This is a genomic window from Chryseobacterium sp. HNCC26DJ239, from assembly GCF_057180445.1.
On sequence record NZ_JBXUGJ010000011.1, the window covers coordinates 1 to 18,492 of the forward strand.

At 36.4% G+C, this 18,492-nt stretch carries 17 protein-coding genes and 1 CRISPR repeat array; of the genes, 13 read left to right on the top strand and 4 right to left on the bottom strand.

Features of this window, described 5'->3' with window-relative positions; all coding sequences use genetic code 11:
• Positions 1–161: 161 nt before the first annotated feature.
• Entirely contained in the window at positions 162–2,288 is a 2,127-nt protein-coding gene (locus AC2A1D_RS17490; protein WP_484044868.1) for a type IA DNA topoisomerase, read from the top strand.
• Between the two features lie 58 nt (positions 2,289–2,346).
• On the opposite strand, the gene AC2A1D_RS17495 is transcribed toward AC2A1D_RS17490, so the two are convergent.
• The 3 genes from AC2A1D_RS17495 to AC2A1D_RS17505 form a co-directional block, all read right to left on the bottom strand.
• The gene (locus AC2A1D_RS17495; protein ID WP_484044869.1) at positions 2,347–3,168 is read right to left on the bottom strand and encodes a ferritin-like domain-containing protein; all 822 of its coding nucleotides are present in this window, start codon (positions 3,166–3,168) and stop codon (positions 2,347–2,349) included.
• A 32-nt stretch (positions 3,169–3,200) separates the two neighbouring features.
• Positions 3,201–3,902 carry a ferritin-like domain-containing protein gene (locus AC2A1D_RS17500; protein ID WP_484044870.1) on the bottom strand — a complete coding sequence of 234 codons (702 nt, stop codon included), beginning with the start codon at positions 3,900–3,902 and terminating at the stop codon, positions 3,201–3,203.
• 80 nt (positions 3,903–3,982) lie between these two features.
• Positions 3,983–4,552: a fasciclin domain-containing protein gene (locus AC2A1D_RS17505; RefSeq protein WP_484044871.1), complete on the bottom strand. Its 570-nt coding sequence runs from the start codon at positions 4,550–4,552 to the stop codon at positions 3,983–3,985.
• Between the two features lie 358 nt (positions 4,553–4,910).
• Here AC2A1D_RS17505 and AC2A1D_RS17510 point away from each other — a divergent pair, with 358 nt between their 5' ends.
• On the top strand, positions 4,911–5,420 hold the full coding sequence (locus tag AC2A1D_RS17510; protein ID WP_484044872.1) for an RNA polymerase sigma factor: 510 nt from the start codon (positions 4,911–4,913) through the stop codon (positions 5,418–5,420).
• Position 5,421: 1 nt separating this feature from the next.
• The gene (locus AC2A1D_RS17515) at positions 5,422–6,246 is read left to right on the top strand and encodes an anti-sigma factor (RefSeq protein ID WP_484044873.1); all 825 of its coding nucleotides are present in this window, start codon (positions 5,422–5,424) and stop codon (positions 6,244–6,246) included.
• On the opposite strand, the gene AC2A1D_RS17520 is transcribed toward AC2A1D_RS17515, so the two are convergent.
• Positions 6,243–6,617 carry a DUF1304 domain-containing protein gene (locus AC2A1D_RS17520; RefSeq protein ID WP_484044874.1) on the bottom strand — a complete coding sequence of 125 codons (375 nt, stop codon included), beginning with the start codon at positions 6,615–6,617 and terminating at the stop codon, positions 6,243–6,245. The two genes, AC2A1D_RS17515 and AC2A1D_RS17520, sit on opposite strands and share 4 nt — an antisense overlap.
• 67 nt (positions 6,618–6,684) lie before the next feature.
• Here AC2A1D_RS17520 and AC2A1D_RS17525 point away from each other — a divergent pair, with 67 nt between their 5' ends.
• The 10 genes from AC2A1D_RS17525 to AC2A1D_RS17570 all read left to right on the top strand — a co-directional run bounded on the left by AC2A1D_RS17525 (position 6,685) and on the right by AC2A1D_RS17570 (position 18,492).
• Positions 6,685–7,257 carry a Crp/Fnr family transcriptional regulator gene (locus tag AC2A1D_RS17525; protein ID WP_484044875.1) on the top strand — a complete coding sequence of 191 codons (573 nt, stop codon included), beginning with the start codon at positions 6,685–6,687 and terminating at the stop codon, positions 7,255–7,257.
• Positions 7,258–7,457: 200 nt separating this feature from the next.
• Positions 7,458–7,889 carry a DoxX family membrane protein gene (locus tag AC2A1D_RS17530; RefSeq protein WP_484044876.1) on the top strand — a complete coding sequence of 144 codons (432 nt, stop codon included), beginning with the start codon at positions 7,458–7,460 and terminating at the stop codon, positions 7,887–7,889.
• 5 nt (positions 7,890–7,894) lie between these two features.
• Positions 7,895–8,338 carry a carboxymuconolactone decarboxylase family protein gene (locus AC2A1D_RS17535; RefSeq protein ID WP_484044877.1) on the top strand — a complete coding sequence of 148 codons (444 nt, stop codon included), beginning with the start codon at positions 7,895–7,897 and terminating at the stop codon, positions 8,336–8,338.
• A 147-nt stretch (positions 8,339–8,485) separates the two neighbouring features.
• Positions 8,486–8,749, top strand: a complete 264-nt coding sequence (locus AC2A1D_RS17540; RefSeq protein ID WP_484044878.1) for a helix-turn-helix domain-containing protein — start codon at positions 8,486–8,488, stop codon at positions 8,747–8,749.
• An 11-nt stretch (positions 8,750–8,760) separates the two neighbouring features.
• On the top strand, positions 8,761–9,630 hold the full coding sequence (locus AC2A1D_RS17545) for a DUF6266 family protein (RefSeq protein WP_484044879.1): 870 nt from the start codon (positions 8,761–8,763) through the stop codon (positions 9,628–9,630).
• Positions 9,631–9,917: 287 nt separating this feature from the next.
• Positions 9,918–10,283, top strand: a complete 366-nt coding sequence (locus AC2A1D_RS17550; RefSeq protein ID WP_484044880.1) for a GIY-YIG nuclease family protein — start codon at positions 9,918–9,920, stop codon at positions 10,281–10,283.
• Between the two features lie 588 nt (positions 10,284–10,871).
• Positions 10,872–15,206 carry a type II CRISPR RNA-guided endonuclease Cas9 gene (gene cas9 / locus AC2A1D_RS17555; protein ID WP_484044881.1) on the top strand — a complete coding sequence of 1,445 codons (4,335 nt, stop codon included), beginning with the start codon at positions 10,872–10,874 and terminating at the stop codon, positions 15,204–15,206.
• Positions 15,203–16,096, top strand: a complete 894-nt coding sequence (cas1, locus tag AC2A1D_RS17560; RefSeq protein ID WP_484044882.1) for a type II CRISPR-associated endonuclease Cas1 — start codon at positions 15,203–15,205, stop codon at positions 16,094–16,096. Before cas9 ends, cas1 begins: the two co-directional genes overlap by 4 nt.
• A gap of 51 nt (positions 16,097–16,147) precedes the next feature.
• Positions 16,148–16,486 carry a CRISPR-associated endonuclease Cas2 gene (gene cas2, locus AC2A1D_RS17565; protein WP_484044883.1) on the top strand — a complete coding sequence of 113 codons (339 nt, stop codon included), beginning with the start codon at positions 16,148–16,150 and terminating at the stop codon, positions 16,484–16,486.
• A gap of 179 nt (positions 16,487–16,665) precedes the next feature.
• Positions 16,666–17,944: a CRISPR direct-repeat array (repeat unit 47 nt; unit sequence GTTGTGTTGTATCTCAAAGATACTGAAAAATGAAAGCAATTCACAAC).
• Between the two features lie 278 nt (positions 17,945–18,222).
• The gene (locus tag AC2A1D_RS17570; protein WP_484044884.1) at positions 18,223–18,492 is read left to right on the top strand and encodes a DUF1294 domain-containing protein; all 270 of its coding nucleotides are present in this window, start codon (positions 18,223–18,225) and stop codon (positions 18,490–18,492) included.

Here is an 18,492-nt window from a genome sequence, read left to right on the forward strand (position 1 = left end):
TCATGTTCTTGAGAAATCCTTAGTTTTGCTAAACCCTAAACCCTATCTTTCTGCTAAGTTTTATCTTTACTTTTATAATCCTAAGATTTAAAATATTTAATAATCAATTTTTATTTAGAGTTTTAAATCACGATTTTTGCGTTTCCTAAATATTTTTTTTAATGAAACTTTGTATCGCAGAAAAACCGAGTGTAGCAAGAGATATAGCTAAAGTTCTAGGCGCAACGATGCCTAAGCAAGGCTATATGGAAGGTAATGGCTACTGCGTTACTTGGACGTTCGGGCATCTTTGTACTTTAAAAGAACCTCATGATTATGGTCCGGAACTAAAGTCCTGGAGTTTGATTTTTCTCCCTATCATTCCTAAAAACTTTGGGATTAAGTTAATTCCCAATAAAGGAGTAGAAAATCAGTTTAAGATTATTGAAAAGCTTGTTGAAGAATGCGACGAAGTTATCAATTGTGGGGATGCTGGACAGGAAGGAGAGTTAATACAAAGATGGGTTCTTCAAAAAGCAAAATGCGATAAACCGGTTAAAAGACTTTGGATTTCATCTTTGACGGAAGAAGCTATTAAAGAAGGTTTCGATAAGTTAAAATCTGCCGACGATTACAAAAATCTTTATCTTGCAGGAAATGCGAGAGCAATTGGAGATTGGCTTTTAGGAATTAATGCGACACGTCTTTTTACCAAAAAATTTGGTGGCAATAAAGCTGTACTTTCCATTGGAAGGGTGCAAACTCCGACTTTGGCGATGTTGGTACAGAGACAGAAAGAGATTGACAGTTTTACCACAGAAGAATATTGGGAACTCAAAACGAAGTATCGTGATGTTATTTTCAACGCGGCTATTGACCGACTGAAAACTTTAGACAGAGCAGAGAAAGGTTTAGGATACCTTAAAGAAAATCCTTTCGAGATTGTCTCTTTTGAGATTAAGGAAGGAAAAGAAAAAAATCCTCGCTTGTTTGATTTGACAGGACTTCAGGTGGAAGCCAACAAAAAATATGGCTATTCGGCTGAAAATACTTTAAACTATATTCAAAGTCTTTACGAGAAAAAGCACGTTACGTATCCGCGTGTGGATACTACATACCTTTCAGAAAGTTTATATCCTAAAATTGGAGGGATTTTAAGAAACATGGCGTTTTATCAGGATTTGATTGCTCCGCTTTTAGAGCAGCCAATTCCAAAGTCTAAAGCCGTTTTTGATGATACCAAAGTTACCGATCACCATGCTATTATTCCGACCGAAGTTTCACCTTCGAAAAATTTAAGCAAGGAAGAAAAACTCATTTACGATTTAGTAGCGAAAAGATTCATTTCAGTGTTTTATCCTGAATGTAAAATTTCCAATACATTGGTGGAAGGTAAGGTAGGAACCATTCCGTTTAAGACGAGTGGAAAACAAATCTTAGAACCAGGTTGGAGAGCCGTTTATGCTAAAGAACCGAAAGACAAGGAAGAATCAACTGAAAAAGATAAAAATGCGGAAGAAGAACAGCTTATTCCTGAATTTATTGTAGGAGAAAGCGGTCCGCACGACCCATTTATTCATCAGGGGAAAACCTCTCCTCCGAAATATTATACAGAGGCAACCTTACTTCGAGCAATGGAAACTGCCGGAAAGCAAATTGATGATGAAGAACTTCGTGAAATGTTGAAGAACAACGGAATCGGAAGACCTTCTACCCGAGCTAATATTATTGAAACCCTTTTCAAGCGAAAGTACATTGAAAAGAAACGTAAAAATCTGATTGCAACGCCAACCGGAATTCAATTGATCGACACGATCGAAGATGAATTGCTAAAAAGCCCCGAACTTACCGGTGAGTGGGAGTATAAACTTCGTAAAATTGAAAGTGGCGAATACGAAGCCAATACCTTCAAAGAAGAGTTGATAACGATGGTTACCGAGCTTACTAAAAAAGTAATCGACGGAAAAGGAAAGGCTATTGTTTTTGAGGAAGAAAAACCTAAAGAAAAGAAAAAAGCAGAACCTGCGGCAAAGAAAGAAGTCAAAGAATGGGATCAACTTCAGTGTCCGAAATGTAAGCAGAATCATTTAATGAAAGGAAAAACTGCGGTAGGTTGCTCAGACTTTAAAAATTGTGGCTTTAAAGTTTCCTTTGAATATTTCGGGAAAAAACTGACCGACAAGCAATTGATGGATCTTGTTCTTAAAGGTAAAACTTCAAAATTAAAAGGTTTCAATTCACATCCAGAAAATATTACTGAAGGAATTTTAACGCTTTCTACGGAGAATTTTATCGTTCAGCTTTCATAAAAAACAGTAAGCAAAACTGCTTACTGTCTATTGAAATTACCAAACCACATCTTGAGAACTAATCTATAAAAAGCGAGGCAATCGCTTGTGCTTGTGTACCGGTAAGTATTTCATCAAAAGATGCAGAACCCGCTTCGTTTCCGAAAGCTGTTCCGGTGTTGAATCCGGCTTGTGTTGTCATTTCTTCACCTGCATAGACTGCATCGGTTGCAGAAGGCATATTTCCGCCATTATTCAGTTCAATCCATCCTTTATTCATACGCATTCTTCGAACCTGAGAGGCGTGTCTTGCTTCTACAGAATGAATTTGTAATGCGGCCTGAAGTATGGTTTTATTGCCCATTACATTTCCCGCTTGTCCTTTATAAGCTCTTACGCCTGTATCTTCAAAAGCCTGTGCTAAAATTAAAAACTGTTGATAATTGGTAAACGGTGTAAACGCACCGCTTGCTGTAAAGTCGAAGTTAGGTTTTGCTCCTGGTGTTGCTCCGAGAGAAGTAATGGCAGCTTTCAAAAATGCGACATGAGCGGTTTCATGTTTTCTGATTTGTTGAAAAACCACCAAATCAGAAGAAGGAATCAATCCTGGAGTTCCTGTTCCTATGGTGTAATATTCATCTTCCAGATATTCCAGAACCAATGCGAGTTGAAGCGCATCTGTTAAAGCATCTTTTTTAAATGCTACACTTTCTGCACCGCTTACCTTTTTGGTTTCTGCCTTTGCGGTTCCGGAGAAGAATGCTCCTAAACCTAATGGTAATGCTACGGCAGCAGTTTTCTTTCCTATCGACGACATTTGGCTCAAGCTTTCGGTTCTTGAAGCCGATTTTGTATATAAAGCGTCGTCTGATAATATATCGAGTATTTTAAGAATATTCATAATGCTAGATTTTGTGGTTACTGATGATTATTTTATCCAATACCTCTTTCTTTCCAGGTAAATGGTGTTTTAAAGAAACCTCCGGCGGCGGCGATTACATCTTTGGGCTCTTTGGCGAGATCCAAACCGTTGCTGTCGATTACATCGTCTCCAGAAAACGCTGCTGTTCCGGGATTAATCATGTCTCTAATGGCACTTGCATGTCTGGCTTCTACCGAAACAATTTTACCCGCAATTACCAGATAATCCGGATTAGAAATATATTTACCTGCTGCGTTGTATGCCGCTACTCCTGTATCTTCTAGAGCTTTTGCCGTAGCAAGTACAGAAGCTCTGTCACTCCAGTTCACATTCGGATACTGAAATTCCAGTGTTGGTAAAACCTGGCTGGTTACTCCACTTAAAGCTGCTTTAAAAAAATTACGATGAATAACTTCATGATGGTAAATATCTGTAAACACTGCTTTTTCTGCTGTAGAAGCTCCTGTATAAAAATTGTTCACGACTTTGGTGTAAAAGTCGGCTTCTAGCTGTTCCAGAGCGTACGCATAGTTTAGTACACCTACATCTCCCATTCCGAGGTCAAAAGCTTCTGTATACATAGGCTCCATATCGTCGTTGCATCCCACAAGAGCAAGACCGGCCACCATGGCGCCGAGACCACTCATTTTTAGAAAATTTCTTCTTCCGGTATCCAAACTTGGTTTCCCGAAAACAGTAATTGATTTTTTCATAATACTTTATTTTTTAATGGGTTGGGTTATTAAAAGAAATCTGCATCGGTAAGATGTACTGATGCAGATCAAACACTAAACTAAGGCATCAACACCGTATCGATGACATGAATAACACCGTTTGACTGATTAACATCTGCGATGGTTACTTTAGCTTTATTACCTTTCATATCACTCACATATAGGTCTTTTCCTTTTGCCCAGAACGTAAGCATTTCGCCCTGAACGGTTTTCATTTGTGATTTACCTCCATTTGCTTTTATGGCTGCCCAGATTTGTTTTTCAGAGTACTTTCCTGGCAAAACATGGTAGGTAAGTACACTTTGAAGCATGCTTTTATTTTCTGGTTTTAATAAATTGTCGACTGCAGATTTCGGAAGTTTTCCAAAAGCGGCGTTGGTAGGAGCCAATACGGTAAACGGACCTTTTCCCTGAAGTGTTTCTACAAGACCAGCTGCTTTTACTGCCGCTACCAATGTGGTGTGATCTTTAGAGTTTACGGCATTTTCTACAATATTTTTTGATGGATACATTGCGGCACCGCCTACCATTACGGTTTTTTCTTTCATACTTTGTGCAGAAAAGTTTCCACTGAATGCAAGTGTTACACTAAGGACTGCAATGGCTGTATATTTTGATGTGAAGTTCATTGTTTTGAATTTTTAATTATTTGAAAATTTTTGATTGTGTATTGTTTTTTGCGAGCTCTTTTTTATGTACGAGACTCTTTGCACAATCAGTTTTAATAAAGTTGAAATATTTTATAATTTAATTTTAACTTATTGATAATCAGATTAAAATGTTTTTAATTTTTAATCGTTTAAAATTGTTGTTAATAAAAATTACCGTCGTGAAGCAGAAAAGAATAGACCTCTTTTTTGGTCTTGTATAAAAAATATTATGATAAATTTTTATCGATGATGGTGCACGAAACAAATATTTTTTTACTTTTGGAATAATAAAAATCTCACCATCAAAACGAAATACTCCGAAGAAGAACTTATTCTCATGATCAGTAAGCATGACGAAAATGGATTTCATTATTTATATGAAAACTATTCGGCTGCTCTGTATGGAGTAATTGTAAGGATTGTTTCTTCAAAAGAAGGTGCAGAAGAAGTTATTCAGGATACCTTTGTAAAAATTTGGAATTCTATTGCACAGTACGATTCTTCTAAAGGCAGATTTTACACCTGGATGTTGAATATTGCCAGAAATACCGCCTTAGATTACATTAAATCTAAGAGTTTCCAAAACGAACTAAAAAACCAAACGCTTCCCGATTTCGTATATAATGATGCCGCACTTTCGGTATCCGACAATCAGGATTATATTGGTTTCAGTAAAATTTTAGATAATTTAGAAGACGATAAAAAAGAGCTTATAGATCTGGCTTACTACAAAGGCTTTAGCCAGTCGGAAATTTCTGAGAAGCTTAAAATCCCTTTAGGAACAGTGAAAACAAAGATGCGGAATGCACTCATGAAATTAAAGGATTTGTTAAAAGATTACAGGTAACGTGAACACGCAAGAATACATATCATCGGGCATTATAGAGGCGTACCTTTTAGGCACAGCTACTCAAGAAGAAGCAGGCATTTTAGAATGCGTGATGTCTCATAATGCAGAAGTGAAAGCAGCATTTGAAGAAGCACAGGTGGCTTTAGAAAATCTTGCCTCTGTACAAGCTGTTGCACCGGAGCCTGAACTTAAAAATAAAATATGGGCAAAAATTTCTGAATCGAATAAGCAGAATTTTGATATTTCACAGGAAATTATCCAGTCTGAGCGTATAGAAAACGAGCCTGAACAGGAAATTGATGTTGATGAGCCTCAGAAATCTACATGGAATACTTGGGCTATTGCAGCTTCATTACTTTTATTGTTGAGTATTGGAGGCAATATATTTTATTTTTCTCATTCAAAACAGAAAGAAAATCAGATTGCCGCTTTAAATGCACAGCAGGAAGATACAGAAAAGAAAATCAGAACAATCAACGAGAAGCTAAGTCTTGTTGCCAATCCAGATTTACAGAAAATTGTGCTTGCCGGTGTAGGTGCGCATCCCGATTCTAAAGCAGTCGTTTTTTGGAATAAAACCAATAATAAAGTCTATCTGAGTGTACAAAATCTTCCTGAAGCGCCTTCCGGAATGCAATACCAACTTTGGGCAATCGCAGAAGGAAAACCAGTAAATGCAGGAATGTACAGCAAAGACAAAGACATGAAAATGTCTTTAGCCGAAATTCCGGAAGCACAGGCTTTTGCCATTACCCTAGAAAAAGAAGGAGGAAGCCCTGTTCCTACGATGGAAAATATGTATGTAATGGGTACGGTGCTCTAGAGATAAGCATTCATCAAAACAGCAATAATCCCTAAAATAGCTGGAAGCGCCTGTACGAAAAATATTTTCTTTGTTGCAGAAATCGCTCCGTAAATGCCTGCTACGGCTACACATCCCAAAAAGAATAAAGCAATATTGTTGTGCCATTTTTCATCACAGATGAAGAGTGACCACAGTAAACCTGCAGCCAGAAAGCCATTATACAGACCTTGGTTGGCTGCCAAACCTTTGGTGGGCTTAAACATTTCCGGAGGAAGCGCTGCTTTAAAAACCTCTTTTCCTTTGGATTCCCAGGCAAACATTTCCATCCACAGAATATACAGATGTTCTACAGCAACAAGGGCGATAAATATTTTGGCAATCCATTCCATACAGGTCCTATTTTGTTTTATGTAAAACTAAAAAAATAATCTTAAGTTTGAGAAGCTAATTTCAAAAATGAATACCCTTAGAACCCATCTTGCTCAATTTATTTCGGTTTCTGATGAAGAGTTTGCTTCAATCAGTTCGTTTTTTCGTTCGGTTCAGTTGAAGAAAAAAGAAGATCTAATGAGAAGCGGAGAGGTTTGCAGGTCTTTATATTTTGTTGATGAGGGTTGTCTCAGAAAGTTTTTTATCAACGAAAAAGGAATTGAGCAAACCACAGAATTTGCCATCGAAAAATGGTGGATTTCCGATACTTTTGCTTTTGAGCGACAGATTGCTTCCGAATTTAATATTCAGGCTGTAGAAAAATCGGTTGTTTTGGTCTTAGACTATGTTTCACAGCAACAGCTTCTGGAAAAGCATCCTGTAATGGAGCGATATTTCAGAATGGTGTATCAACGAGCTGCCGCCGCGGCAGAACGTAGAATTCGATATATTTATGAGTATTCCAGAGAAGAAATGTACCTTCATTTTAGCCGACAATACCCTTGGTTTATTCAAAGAATTCCTCAATATTTAATTGCCTCTTTTCTTGGGTTTACCCCAGAATATCTTAGCGAAATACGAGCTAAATTTAAACTTTGATTTTTATTTAAGTTTTGGAATTTATTACTGTTTTATTCTGTGCCCCTTTTTTTTATTAATTTCATTAAATCTTCAATTCCTAGTGAAGGAAGAATCCGTATGAAAATTTCTAAACTATTCTCATCATTCAGATTCTTTCTTAAACCAGTTTAAGATTTTTCTGTTGATACATCTGCAACTTTGTGGGGTAAAAAATCAGTATGAAAAAAAGCTTAGAAAATATCCCTCAATTGTTTGTAAGATGGGCACTTGCCATAACGATCCTTTCTGCGGTAGCAGACCGTTTTGGATTTTGGGGAACACAGTCTTCATGGGGAAACTGGGGCCGTTTTGAACTATACACACAACAACTCCTTTTCTTTTTACCTTCTTCTGTGGCTTCCTTTTTTGCGGTTGTTGCAACGGCATTCGAAATCCTTTTTCCTTTGATGTTAATGGCAGGATTTAAAACCCGAATGGTCGCTTTGGGTACTGGTTTCTTGTTGTTCAGTTTTGCATTATCTATGAGTGTGGCTTTAGGAATAAAAGCACCTTTAGATTATTCAGTTTGGATTGGTTCTGCGGCAGCTTTTTTACTTTCGGTACAGAAAGAATATGCTTTTTCAATAGATTCTTTAACTAAAAATCAATAAAAATTATGAGTGCAAGATTTAATATGGCAACAACGCACGTTGCCGCCTACAAAGCGGGAATAGGAATGGAAGCAGCCCTTCAGAATTCATTTTTAAGCCCTATCCAAAAAGAGCTGATTAAGATAAGGGCATCACAGATTAATGGCTGTGCTTTTTGTTTGGATATGCATACAAAAGATGCCTTGAAATATGGTGAAACGCCACAAAGAATTTTTCTGCTGAATGCATGGAGAGACGCCAAAGAACTCTACACAGAAGAAGAACAGGTTATTATTTCTATGGCGGAAGAAATTACTTTAATCAGTGAGAAAGGTTTATCTGAAGAAACGTATCAGGAAGCTAAAAAATTCTTCAACGAAAGCCAGATTGCCGATATTATTATGGCGACCGTTTCTATTAATATGTGGAACAGAATTGCGATTTCAACTCATTTACCTATTGCTGGATAGTGCTGTAAAATAAGGAGTTATGGCTACCGTAAAAATACGGTAGTCGCCTCCGTTTTTTCACGGAATTTTGATTTTTCTGTTGTTTGGTATCTTTTTATTGTTTAATTTTATCCTACACCAATCAAAGACACAAATAACAATATTCTTATGAAAAAGAAATTAAATCAAGAATTTCCTCGGGAAGAGGTTTTGTGGGCAATCTTCAATTTGTTTTCTGAAATTCACGATGCCCTTAGACAGCTACATTCTCATGACGAAGAATGGTACGATCAGGCAGATGTAAAGAAAATCCTGAAAGTAGGCGACAGTTCGCTGTATCGGATGAGAAAGGAAGGGAAGCTTCCGTATGTTAAGATTGGTGGGAAAATTTATTACAAGAAATCATTTTTCAACAATGCCTTCAAAAAGTGAAGGCTTTTTTTATGTCTTTTCTTTGGGTTTTGTTCCGGTCTTCTTCGGGAGTTCTTCGGAAAAACAACCATTTTCCCGAAGCATCCCCGAAGAAAACCCAAAGAATCCCGAAGGAAAACCCAATAGAATCATTCATTATCGTTGAATACCGTTCAGAACCGTTCACTTTTGTTGCAAGTGCTTGTTGTGGTTATTTTCTGTGCTACCTTCGTTCTAGAAATAACCCAAAAAACATTAATATGGCGATTTTTAACAAAGGAGTCCTAGGTGGATTCTCAGGAAAAGTAGGAACCGTAGTAGGCGCTACCTATCGCGGACAGGATGTGTTGCGAAGCTTACCCCGTAAGTCTGGCAAAGCTCCCTCAGAAAAACAACTGCAGCAGCAGATGATTTTTAAGTTGGTAACTGCATTTCTTCAGCCGTTGAAGAATATACAATCTCAATTTTTCGGTGCAAAACAGGGAACCAAATCCCGCAACAATCTTGCGCAGTCTTACACCATGAAAGAATGTATTGCGGTAGCAGCAGGAATTCCTTCTTTGGTGTACAATAAAGTACTTATTACCAAAGGAGAATTGGCAGGTTTTCAGAATGTAATAAGTACTGCCGAACCCAATCAGGGAATAAACATCAGTTGGGACGATAATTCTGCACAGGGAAATGCCAATGCTACCGACAAAGTTTCTGTGGTCTGCTGGTGCGAAGAACTCAGTGCTTTTGAGATTTACGAAAACGTAGCTTTGCGTTTGGATGTTGCGGCTTCGGTATCGCTCTCGGCGTACTATGCCGGTAAAGAGGTACAGGTCTGGTCTTATTTCAGCAATGAAGCCGGAACCCAAGCCTGCAACAGCTCCTACCTCGGAACGATTACTTTACTCTAAAGAAAGTCTCCATCGGAAACGGTGGAGATTTTTTTTAGAGAGGTGGCTTCGGCACTTCGACTACGCTCAGTGACCGTAGCCACCGTATTGTAATAGTTCAGTTACCGCGTGGAATTGCTCAGCCAACATAGTCATTTAATTTCTTTAGTTGCTGTGAACGGAGGTTGAGCGGAGTCGAAACCGTAGTGTGACTTCGGCTCCGCTCAGTCACCGCGAGAACATTAGCCACTGAGTACAATTGTTCTACAATAATTCATTAATTTTAATACATTAAAAAAACACAAACCATGAAAGGCTATATGTACATTCTTGAATGTTCTGATGGCAGCTATTACACCGGCAGTACCATCGACCTTGAACGCCGTCTCGAACAACATCAAAATGGGGAAGGAGCAAATTATACCGCCAAACGACTTCCTGTAAAACTCATTTACTACGAAGAATACGACAGAATTGACCAAGCTTTTTACCGTGAAAAGCAGGTACAGGGATGGAGTAGACGAAAGAAAGAAGCGTTAATGAATGGTGACTTCGGCACTTCGACTACGCTCAGTGACCGTAGCCACCAAAGAGTGTGGTTTCGACTATGCTCAGTGACCAAAGCCACAATGATATTACGTATAATGATTTGCGAAAAGCTGCCGAATGTATGAACGATACGCACTATAAGAACTTCAAGAAAGAGGGAAACGGAGGTTGAGCGAAGTCGAAACCGAAGTGGTGGCTTCGGCTCCGCTCAGCCACCGAGTTGTAATAGTTCAGCCAACAAAGTCATTTAATTTCTTTAGTTGCTGCGAACGGAGGTTGAGCGGAGTCGAAACCGAAGTGTCACTCCGTTACTATAGTTGGTAATGTGGATGGAAGCAATTTATAATAGTCTTTATCTCTGTATAATTAGGGAAGTTTAAGAAAAGTCTTCATCGGAAAACGGTGGGGATTTTCGTTTGAAGAAAAATGAGGGGTATAAAAAATGCCCCATAGATAGGGGAGGCACTAAATGTTTTATATCACAAATAATAAATTTTTATTTTATGGAGTTCTTGAAACATTCAAGAGAATATGTAGACATAAAAAAAGGCGAGTTGCCCCACCTTGAATGTTTTCACAACGGAATAATCCTTATTGTGAATTGCTTTCGGTTTCAAATATATAAATAAATTTTTTATAAGAATTACGGTCGCCCGTAAAAAACTTTATTTTTTTCTGATTATTTTTATACGATATCAAAAAACTAAATAACAATGGGGAAAAAAATACTGGGATTGGACTTGGGAACAAATTCTATTGGATGGGCATTAATTAATCAGGATTTTGAAAATAAGCAAGGTGAAATTCTTGGAATGGGCAGCAGAATTATTCCGATGTCTCAGGATATTCTAGGTGAATTTGGAAAAGGAAATTCGGTTTCACAAACTGCTGAAAGAACTGGGTACAGAGGTGTCCGTCGTCTTCGAGAAAGATATTTGCTACGTCGTGAGAGATTGCACAGAGTGTTAAATATCATTAAGTTTTTACCAGAACATTTTGCCAATGAGATTGATTTTGATAAGCGTTTTGGGAAATTTAAATCTGATAATGAGCCTAAAATAGCTTATAATACTAACGGCTTTATCTTTAAGAATTCTTTTGAAGAGATGCTTTCTGATTTTAAAATACATCTGCCACAACTTTTAAAAAATGAAAAAGGAGAAGATAAATTAGTTCCTTATGGTTGGACAATTTACTATTTGCGTAAGAAAGCTTTAAGCCAAAAAATAGAAAAAGAGGAATTGGCTTGGATTCTTTTAAATTTTAATCAGAAGCGTGGCTATTATCAATTGCGAGGAGAAGAGGAGGAAGAAAACCCTAATAAAGTAGTTGAATTTTATTCATTAAAAATTGTAGAGGTTACAGCAGATGAACAGCAAAGAGGTAAAACAGATATTTGGTATTCTCTTATTTTAGAAAACGGTTGGGTATATCGAAGGGCGAGTAAAACACCATTATTTGATTGGAAAGATAAAACTAGAGATTTCATTGTTACCACTGACCTGAATGATGATGGAACTGTTAAGAAGGACAAAGACGGAAATGAAAAAAGAAGTTTCCGCGCGCCTGCTGAAACAGATTGGACTCTTGTAAAAAAGAAAACAGAACAAGAGATTGACCAATCTCATAAAACTGTCGGGACTTACATCTACGATACTTTGCTTCAAAATCCTAAACAGAAAATCAAAGGAAAATTAGTAAGAACTATCGAAAGAAAATTCTATAAAGCTGAGCTGAAAGAGATTTTGGAGAAGCAGGCAGCATTTCATCCTGAGTTGCAGAACGAAGATTTGTACAATGATTGTGTGCGTGAATTGTATAAGAATAACGAAGCTCATCAATTGACATTGAGCAAAAAAGATTTTGTACATCTGTTTCTGGAAGATATTATTTTCTATCAAAGACCATTGAGAAGTCAAAAATCATCTATCTCCAATTGTACTTTGGAGTTTAAAAAATATGTAGATAAAGATGGTGTAGAGCATACACAATATCTGAAAGCGATTCCGAAATCAAATCCTTATTATCAGGAATTTCGTATCTGGCAATGGATGTACAATCTGAATATTTACGGAAAAGATGATGACGAAAATGTGACTAAAGAATTTCTTGATTCTTATGAGGATTTGGAAAATTTATTTGAGTTTTTGAATGGGCGAAAAGAAATTGAACAAAAAGCATTGCTGAAATTCCTTTTAGAACAAAAAGACTTTAAAGGAAAAGGACTGACAGCAGAAATTGAAAAGTATCGTTGGAATTTTGTTGAAGGAAAGGCATATCCTTGTAACGAAACCAAAACGATGATTGCTACAAGGCTTGGTAAGGTGGAAAATATTGCGGATGATTTCTTAACAAGAGAAATAGAGCAGCAGATGTGGCACATTATCTATTCGGTCAATGATAAAATTGAATATGAAAAAGCTTTAAAATCATTTGCCAGAAAACATTATTTGGATGAAAACTCTTTCTTCGAAGCTTTCAAAAAATTTCCTCCTTTCAAGAGTGAATATGGTTCTTTTTCTGAGAAAGCGATTAAGAAACTTTTGCCTTTGATGCGAGTAGGAAAATATTGGACTTATGATAATATTGATGAACACTCTAAAGTAAGAATACAGAAAATTATCACGGGAGAGTTTGATGAAAATATCAAAAATAAGGTAAGAGAAAAAGCGATTAATCTTACGACTGAAAGTCATTTTCAAGGTTTGCAGTTGTGGTTGGCTCAATATATTGTATATGGTAGACACTCTGAAGCTTCAATTATTGGTAAATGGAATTCGGCAGATGATTTAGAATTGTTTTTGAAAGAGTTTAAACAACATTCGCTACGTAACCCCATTGTAGAGCAAGTAATAACAGAAACCTTGCGTGTGGTAAAAGATATTTGGGTGCAATATGGGAAAGGTTCAAAAGATTTCTTCAACGAAATTCATATTGAATTAGGAAGAGAAATGAAAAATACTGCCGAAGACCGCAAGAAAATTACCAATCAAGTTACAGAAAACGAGAATACTAATTTGCGCATCAAAGCATTATTAGCTGAAATGATGAACGATGTGAATGTTGAAAATGTGCGCCCCTTCTCACCAATGCAACAAGAAATTTTGAAAATCTATGAAGAGGGTGTTTTAAATTCTGATATTGAAATTGATGATGATATTTTGAAAATAAGTAAGACAGCACAGCCAAGTTCTACAGACTTGAAAAGATATAAACTCTGGTTGGAACAAGGCTATAAATCGCCTTATACAGGACAAATTATTCCGCTAAACAAACTATTCACTCCAGAATATGAAATTGAGCATATTATTCCGCAAAGCCGTTATTTTGATGATAGTTTTAGTAATAAGATTATTTGTGAATCAGCAGTTAATAAATTAAAAGATAATTATATTGGGTTGGCTTTTATCAAGCAGTTTCACGGAACTATTGTAGATTGTGGTCTTGGAAAAACAGTAAAAATCTTTGAAGCCGATGAATATGAGGAGTTTGTAAAAAAACATTACGCTAAAAACAGAAGTAAAAAGGCAAAACTCTTGTTGGAAGAAATTCCTGAAAAAATGATTGAGCGTCAGATGAATGACACTAGATATATCAGTAAGTATATCTCTGGAGTGCTTTCTAATATTGTGCGTGTTGAAGATGGTACAGATGTGGGCGTGAATTCTAAAAATATTGTTCCAGGAAATGGCAAGATTACCACTGTCCTAAAACAAGATTGGGGACTAAATGATGTCTGGAACGATTTGATTCTGCCTCGTTTTGAGAGAATGAATCAATTGACAAACTCAACAGATTTCACAGCATGGAACGAAAATCATCAAAAGTTTTTACCAACTGTTCCAATCGAATTATCTAAAGGTTTTTCTAAGAAAAGAATAGACCATCGCCATCATGCTATGGATGCATTGGTAATTGCCTGTGTGACAAAAGAGCATGTTAATTTACTTAACAATCAGTCTGCTAAATCAGATACAAAGAGATATGATTTGAAGAAAAAACTGATGAAGTTTGAAAAAGCAGTATATAATGATGCCAAAACAGGTGAAAGAATAGAAAAAGATGTTCCAAAGCAGTTTTTAAAACCTTGGGGAAACTTTACTATCGATGCTAAAAATAGTTTAGAAAATATTGTGGTTAGCTTTAAACAGAACTTACGTGTTATTAATAAGGCTACTAATTATTATGAGAAATATGTTGAAAAGGATGGTGTGAAAACTAAAGAAAGAGTAGCGCAAACAGGCATAAATTGGGCAATCAGAAAGCCAATGCACAAAGAAAGCGTTTCTGGAAAAGTTGATTTACCCTGGGTAAAACTGCCTAAAGGTAAAATATTAACTGCTACAAGAAAAAGTTTGGATACTTCTTTTGATATGAAAACTATTGGAAGTATTACTGATACTGGGATTCAAAAGATTTTAAGGAATTACCTGACAGCAAAAGGAAGTTCCGAGTTGGCTTTTTCACCAGAGGGAATAGAAGACTTAAATAAAAATATCAGACAATATAATGATGGAAAAGAACATCAACCTATTACTAAAGTAAGGGTCTTTGAAATGGGAAGTAAATTCCAAGTAGGCAATTCTGGAAATAAAAAAGATAAATATGTAGAAGCAGCAAAAGGAACTAACTTATTCTTTGCGGTCTATGAAGATGAAAAAGGAAAAAGAAGTTATGAAAGCGTTCCATTAAATATTGTTGTTGAAAGGCAAAAACAAGGATTAGATGTTGTTGATTTAAAAGGAACAAATGATTTTTATTTAAGTCCAAATGATTTAGTTTACTTGCCTTCTGAAGATGAAGTTGAAAATTTAAATAGTATTGATTTTACAAACTTTTCTAAAGAAATGAAACGGAATATTTATAAAGTTGTGAGTTTTACAGGAAGTAGATTGTATGTAATCCCATATAATGTTTCTGTGGTGATTATGAATAAAATCGAGTATAGCCAACTTAATAAGCTTGAATTAACTAAGGAAAAGGAAATATGTATTAAATTGAAAGTAAATCGTCTAGGATTAATATCAAGAACGGAAAAGTTCTTATGATCACCCGCACCATCTACATCGGCAATCCTGCTTACCTCAAGCTTAAAGATGAACAAATGTACATCTTGGACGCTTCCAGCCATGAAGTGAAAGGAAAAGTACCAGTGGAAGATTTAGGCGTTTTGATGTTGGACCATTATCAGATTACGCTTTCTCATCAACTGATTCAAAAGATGATGGGAAATAATGTGGTGGTAGTGAGTTGCGATGCGCAGCATCTTCCTCATGGAATTATGTTGCCGTTGTATGGGCATAGTGAACATTCTAATCGGGTGAAAGACCAGTTGGAAGTAAGCGAGCCTTTGAAAAAACAATTGTGGAAACAAACCGTAGAATGCAAGATTGAAAATCAGAAAGAGGTATTACGCAGATTGGGAAATTATTATGAACCGATGTTGGAGTATCAAAAAAATGTAAAGAGTGGTGATATAACCAATATGGAGGGGATTGCCGCACAACATTATTGGAAATATCTCATTAGTTTAGATTTTTTGAGGCAGCGCTTTGGGGATTCTCCAAATCAGTTTTTCAATTTTGGTTACGCCGTGTTAAGGAGTATGGTAGCAAGAGCCATTGTGGAAACGGGCTTGTTGCCAGTTCTTGGGATTTTTCATAAGAATAAATATAACCCTTACTGTCTTGCTGATGATTTAATGGAACCTTATCGTCCTTTTGTAGACCTTTTAGTAATGCAATGGCTTAAGCTGAACCCAGAACAAGAAGAACTGACGAAAGATTTTAAAGCTCATATATTACAGATTGCGACGAAAGATGTGCGTATTGATGAGAAAACAAGACCTGTTTTGGTAGCGGTGAAAACGAGAGCTTCTTCTTTATATAAATGCTATACGGGAGAAAAGCGTTTAATCGCTTACCCTGAGTTGGTATAATACATTGGGTTATATTTTACTTTTTACAACATCTATTTTACAAATTAAAATATGAATGCCGAAAGGTTTAATGCATATCGAATTATGTGGGTTTTAGTATTATACGACCTTCCAACCGAAACCAAAGCCAATATGCGGGATGCCACTAAATTCCGTAAAGGGCTTAATGACGATGGGTTTACACTCTTTCAGTTCTCGATGTATGTACGGCATTGCCCAAGTCGTGAAAATGCTGAGGTACATATAAAGAGAGTAAAGTTTATGCTTCCCAAAGCGGGGAAAGTAGCCATTATGTGTATTACCGATAAACAATTTGGAGATATTGAAATCTTCTTTGCCCGAAACAAAGAAGAACCACCACCAACCTTTCAACAGCTTGAACTTTTTTAAATTGAAGTATTCCTGAAAAAACTGTTACACAGTATGTTTGTCATGCTGTAAGCATCTAAACATACAATTTAGAAAGTAAGAATTCGTAAAAATTTGAGTCACAGAATACTAAAAGGAAGTATTTTTATAATTCTAAAACAATAATAAACCCTCTGAAAAACAGAGGGTTAAATTTTGAGGTTGTGTTGTATCTCAAAGATACTGAAAAATGAAAGCAATTCACAACGACTTGGCTTCATGAATGTGAGAGATTTTAGTTGTGTTGTATCTCAAAGATACTGAAAAATGAAAGCAATTCACAACGCAACAAACTCTATTACGACGGTGCAACATGTTGTGTTGTATCTCAAAGATACTGAAAAATGAAAGCAATTCACAACGTAGCATCATAAACTCCATTTACAGAAAGAGTTGTGTTGTATCTCAAAGATACTGAAAAATGAAAGCAATTCACAACATAATGTTATTTCAGTTCCGAACGGGGCAAGTTGTGTTGTATCTCAAAGATACTGAAAAATGAAAGCAATTCACAACTTTGAATGGCGTGTCAACTTTTAATTCGATGTTGTGTTGTATCTCAAAGATACTGAAAAATGAAAGCAATTCACAACTGACATCTTTATTTATTCAGCAATACATTCGTTGTGTTGTATCTCAAAGATACTGAAAAATGAAAGCAATTCACAACGTTCTGAAACATCATCTTTAACATCTACAGGTTGTGTTGTATCTCAAAGATACTGAAAAATGAAAGCAATTCACAACGGGATGTCAGCACAGATAAACTTAACCCCTGTTGTGTTGTATCTCAAAGATACTGAAAAATGAAAGCAATTCACAACGTACTCCTAGAACTACCCTCTTCAATAATCGTTGTGTTGTATCTCAAAGATACTGAAAAATGAAAGCAATTCACAACTTTGAATGGCGTGTCAACTTTTAATTCGATGTTGTGTTGTATCTCAAAGATACTGAAAAATGAAAGCAATTCACAACTGACATCTTTATTTATTCAGCAATACATTCGTTGTGTTGTATCTCAAAGATACTGAAAAATGAAAGCAATTCACAACGTTCTGAAACATCATCTTTAACATCTACAGGTTGTGTTGTATCTCAAAGATACTGAAAAATGAAAGCAATTCACAACGGGATGTCAGCACAGATAAACTTAACCCCTGTTGTGTTGTATCTCAAAGATACTGAAAAATGAAAGCAATTCACAACGGCAAAAGATCCAGTTCCTAAGTATCGAGTGTTGTGTTGTATCTCAAAGATACTGAAAAATGAAAGCAATTCACAACCCGAGTTATTATTACTTCCACAGAAGTGAAGTTGTGTTGTATCTCAAAGATACTGAAAAATGAAAGCAATTCACAACTGTTTTCCTCTATTTTTCGGATTTGCAAATGTTGTGCTGTATCCCAAAGATACTGAAAAATGAAAGCAATTCACAACAGAGAGTCTAATTTTGTTGAGTTGTATCTCATTGATTGCGGCCTTAACGTACACTGAGCGTAGCCGAAGTGCCGTTGCTGTGGCTTCGGCTCCGCTCAGCCACCGCATTGTTATTGCTCGGCCACCTTGCTGTTAGTACTCAGCCACCGGGTTGTAATTGTTCAGTCACCGCGTTTTCATTGCTCATCCACTATATTGTAATAGAATATAAAGCGTCCAAAATGGTGACTGAGCGGAGCCGAAGTCACCAACACAGAGATAAATCTTATCTTCGCAAAATGATCTACTGGTTTTTGTTTATTACGATATTTACTTTTGGAAGTTTTGGTGTCGACAAATGGTTGGCGGTACACCATAAGAGGAGGATTTCCGAAATCACTCTTCTTACGTTCAGTTTTTTAGGAGGTGTGATAGGGGCTTTATTGGCGATGATGTTGTTCAGACATAAAATTTCTAAGCGGTCTTTTATTCTTAAAATGGCTTTGGTGTTCTTTTTACAGATGCTTATCCTTGGTATTTTCTGGGGATATAAAAAAGGCCTTTTATAA